Source organism: bacterium, from assembly GCA_037131655.1.
Lineage (GTDB): Bacteria > Armatimonadota > Fimbriimonadia > Fimbriimonadales > JBAXQP01 > JBAXQP01.
This window is the reverse complement of the sequence record JBAXQP010000304.1, coordinates 1-3,227: the sequence shown is the minus strand read 5'-3', so window position 1 is coordinate 3,227 and position 3,227 is coordinate 1. Positions and strand designations below refer to the sequence as shown.

General features: G+C 46.8%; 3 protein-coding genes. All 3 read right to left on the bottom strand.

What is annotated here, in order from left to right; genetic code table 11:
• On the bottom strand, positions 1-1,268 hold a 1,268-nt coding region (locus tag WCO51_11550; GenBank protein ID MEI6513889.1), incomplete at its 3' end, for a hypothetical protein.
• A 14-nt stretch (positions 1,269-1,282) separates the two neighbouring features.
• The gene (locus WCO51_11545) at positions 1,283-2,062 is read right to left on the bottom strand and encodes an ABC transporter permease (GenBank protein ID MEI6513888.1); all 780 of its coding nucleotides are present in this window, start codon (positions 2,060-2,062) and stop codon (positions 1,283-1,285) included.
• Positions 2,062-2,991, bottom strand: coding sequence for an ABC transporter ATP-binding protein (locus tag WCO51_11540; GenBank protein MEI6513887.1), 930 nt, complete (start codon positions 2,989-2,991; stop codon positions 2,062-2,064). The genes WCO51_11545 and WCO51_11540 overlap by 1 nt, the downstream gene beginning before the upstream one ends.
• Between the last annotated feature and the right edge of the window lie 236 nt (positions 2,992-3,227).

Below are 3,227 nucleotides of genomic sequence, written 5' to 3'. Positions count from 1 at the left end.
TTGATGTAGCCGACGGTTTTGATGACGGGGATTTTGTCGGCCCATTTGCCTTTTCGCAGGAGTTGGTCTTTGGTAATGTTTAACTTGCAATAGATAACATTCCACTTGGCGCCGGGGCTTGTCGGTTGTTCCTTATTCACCTTGAAGCCGTCAGCTAGGTAATGCTTATCCGCTAAACCTTCACCGTTAAAACCAAACCGGTCTTGAATATGCGGCGATGTGTTGCGTGGGTTCCAATAAAAGACCAGGTCGTAACTATCTTTTTTAAATGAATACATCGACGGGTCTTTGCTCATGTCGATGTCATGAACGAAAGAATACCCTCTCACATAAAGTGAATCGCGCATATAAGTGATATCTTTGGCGACATCGAATGTGAACTCATTGGTAGGATCAGGTAATTCATAACCTTCATCTTTAAGGACACAACGTACGCGAGCGCCGATCGAGCCTAAGAAGAAAGCACCCTCGATATGCAGCATCTTTGGTTGCGGGACAGTTACTATCGCGCCGAATTTGATATCCAAAGGAGGCTGAGTATCGTATTTACGGGCTATGGTTCGAAGGATTGTAAGATCGAGGTTGTTCTCAGCAGTCTTGATGTTTACAAAGTTACTCCAATCTTTTGGATCCCTTTTATATTCGTCTTCATCAAACTGAACTATCTGATACCAGGTATCGATACACTTCTCGAGTTCCCCATTTTTCTCATAAGCATGAGCAAGACTATTGCGCAGCGCCGCGAGAATGTCGGGATGTTCACTTGCTTTTGCAAACCACTTAGCTGCAATCCCATAATGATCTTCTAACTTGTTGGAGTAGGTGTAGCCAAGTTCGAAATACAGCTTATAGGTATTCGGATTATTCTCCACGCCTTCTTGTAAAAGCGCTAAAGCGGGAGCGATATAACGGCGGTCCGATCGCTGCTGTTCATCCGTAAAGTTATAGGCCATGTGCCAAGCGCCTGTGCTGTACACATCGACTTGATGGGGGTCCAGCCAGGTAACAATGCGAACGAGCGGAAGCAGCGCATCATAGTTGCCCGTGTGGAAGAAGCCATCCGCCTTGACCCAAAGAATGCCTGCCACGAACTCTCTAAGCCCGCCTAAAGCCAGCAGGACTTGCTCGGGAGAAGGCCCCACGGTCACAACCTGCTTAGGCATATAATTCTTTTTCCACAGAGGGTCGATATTACGTTGCGTTCCTACCTGAATTATGAATAGGACAAGAAGCGCAACTATTAAGATATTTCGATTTTTTAAGTTCATTTAGTTGTCGCCCCCTACATTTCGCGGCGATCGAAAATCAAGATGGCAACGATTAGCAAAATCCCGATATAGGTGAACCCATAAATAGTAATTTGCTGCATGTAAAGTGTAGCGTTTGTAATTACCTGCTCAGGGTTAATAATCGGGTTTTGAATGTTGTAGTTGGCAAAATTGGGGAAGATGTAATGAACCAGTGTCGCTATGACACGGGTTGACGCTGTTACACTCCCACTTTCACCAACGGTTTGGAAGAACGGGTTTAACAAGTTGCCGACCATATACACGCCCGCTGACAAGAAGAAATTGACCAACGGCGACACGAAAGTTGAAAACATCATTGCCACCGCTGCCAATAGCGAGACCTGTACAAAGTAAAGCCCGATACCGGTGAGGACACTCGTATCAAACTTACCGGTTTGTTGCCAAAACACCAGCATAAAGGATGCGCCCATCAACGTCATCATCACAAACAAGCTCAACATCGTGCCCATGAATTTGCCCACGATGAACTGCCAACGCTGAACTGGTTTACACAGAATCGTGTAGATAGTCCTTCGTTCGATTTCGGTTGGGATGATGTAGATGACCAGCACGATTGCGATAAGAGCGCTACAAAGCTGAATAATTCCCAAACCCATAGCGATAAGGACGGAACGTGTCTCGCGAGGCTGCAGTACGGCTAATCCCGGCGCAATAACCAGGAAGCCAAGCGCCACGAGTAAGATAATGAGCAACACGCGGCGGCGAACCGCTTCTCCCATTGTCGTTGTAGCGATAGCCCAGATAACGCCCATTAGTTTTTGCCCTCCTGCTGGATTGTTTCAACAAAGAAGTCTTCCAGCGTCTTGCGCTGCCGGTTTACACTTAGGATATGACCCTTTTCAGCGCGGACGATATCAATCACCTGATCGATAGAGCCATTGTCCGGTTGCTCGACGACTAACCGGCCGTCAACTAAACTGACAACCCCGCCAAGTTTTTTAACCTTGTCCATAACACCATTTTCGACGCTATCGGCTACGAGGTCAACCCGTCCGCCAGACAACAAATCATCCATCTTGCCCATCGCAACCATTTTGCCGCGGTTAAGAATCGCGACTCGGTCACAGACTTCTTCAACATCCTCCAATTGGTGGGAACTGATGAAAACAGTCTTGCCTTGCGAACGAAGGTCAATAATTAATCGTCTAATATCGACGTGAGCAATCGGGTCCAGACCAGCTGTCGGCTCATCCATGAATAAGAGTTTGGGGTCGTTTATAAGAGACTGTGCAAGTCCAATGCGTTGCAGCATTCCCTTGGAATAATTGCGTAATGATTTATGAGCTTCGCGTCCTAACCCCACTTGTTCGAGGAGTTCATCAACGCGCTTCGAGCGTGCCGGCTCCCTTATTCCGAACAATCTGGCGTAGAAGCTGAGAATTTCTTTGCCGGTCATATGATCGTAAAAATAGGGGTTTTCTGGCAGGTAGCTAATGACTCGATGGGTTTCGATATTGCCGATTTCGCGGTCGAGCACCCATGCTTGTCCTGAGGTTGGGTAGATGATGCCCAGGAGCATCTTGATAGTGGTAGTTTTGCCCGCTCCATTGGGGCCTAAAAATCCGAAGATTTCACCTTCTTGTACTTCCAAGTCCAGGTTATCAACGGCATTCACCCGGACACCGGCTAATAGGCCGGAGTACTCTTTGGTGAGTTTCTCTGTTTTAACGGCTACGCCCACTCAGGGCACCTCCTTTGAGCTGGCTGCAAGTGGTCGTTTATAAAGTATCCGACCCATCCTGCAACGCCTTACTACCGCTCAGACTTAAAATATAAAGATAAGAACGGATACAGCTTAAAAATTCAGCTTCCAAACCTTTTCATTCTCAAACCGGAATACAAAGTATACCTTGCGCCATTTCAGTTTCGCTTAAGGCTATTTGAGTTAATTTTGAAGAGAAATCGTATCCCCTCCTT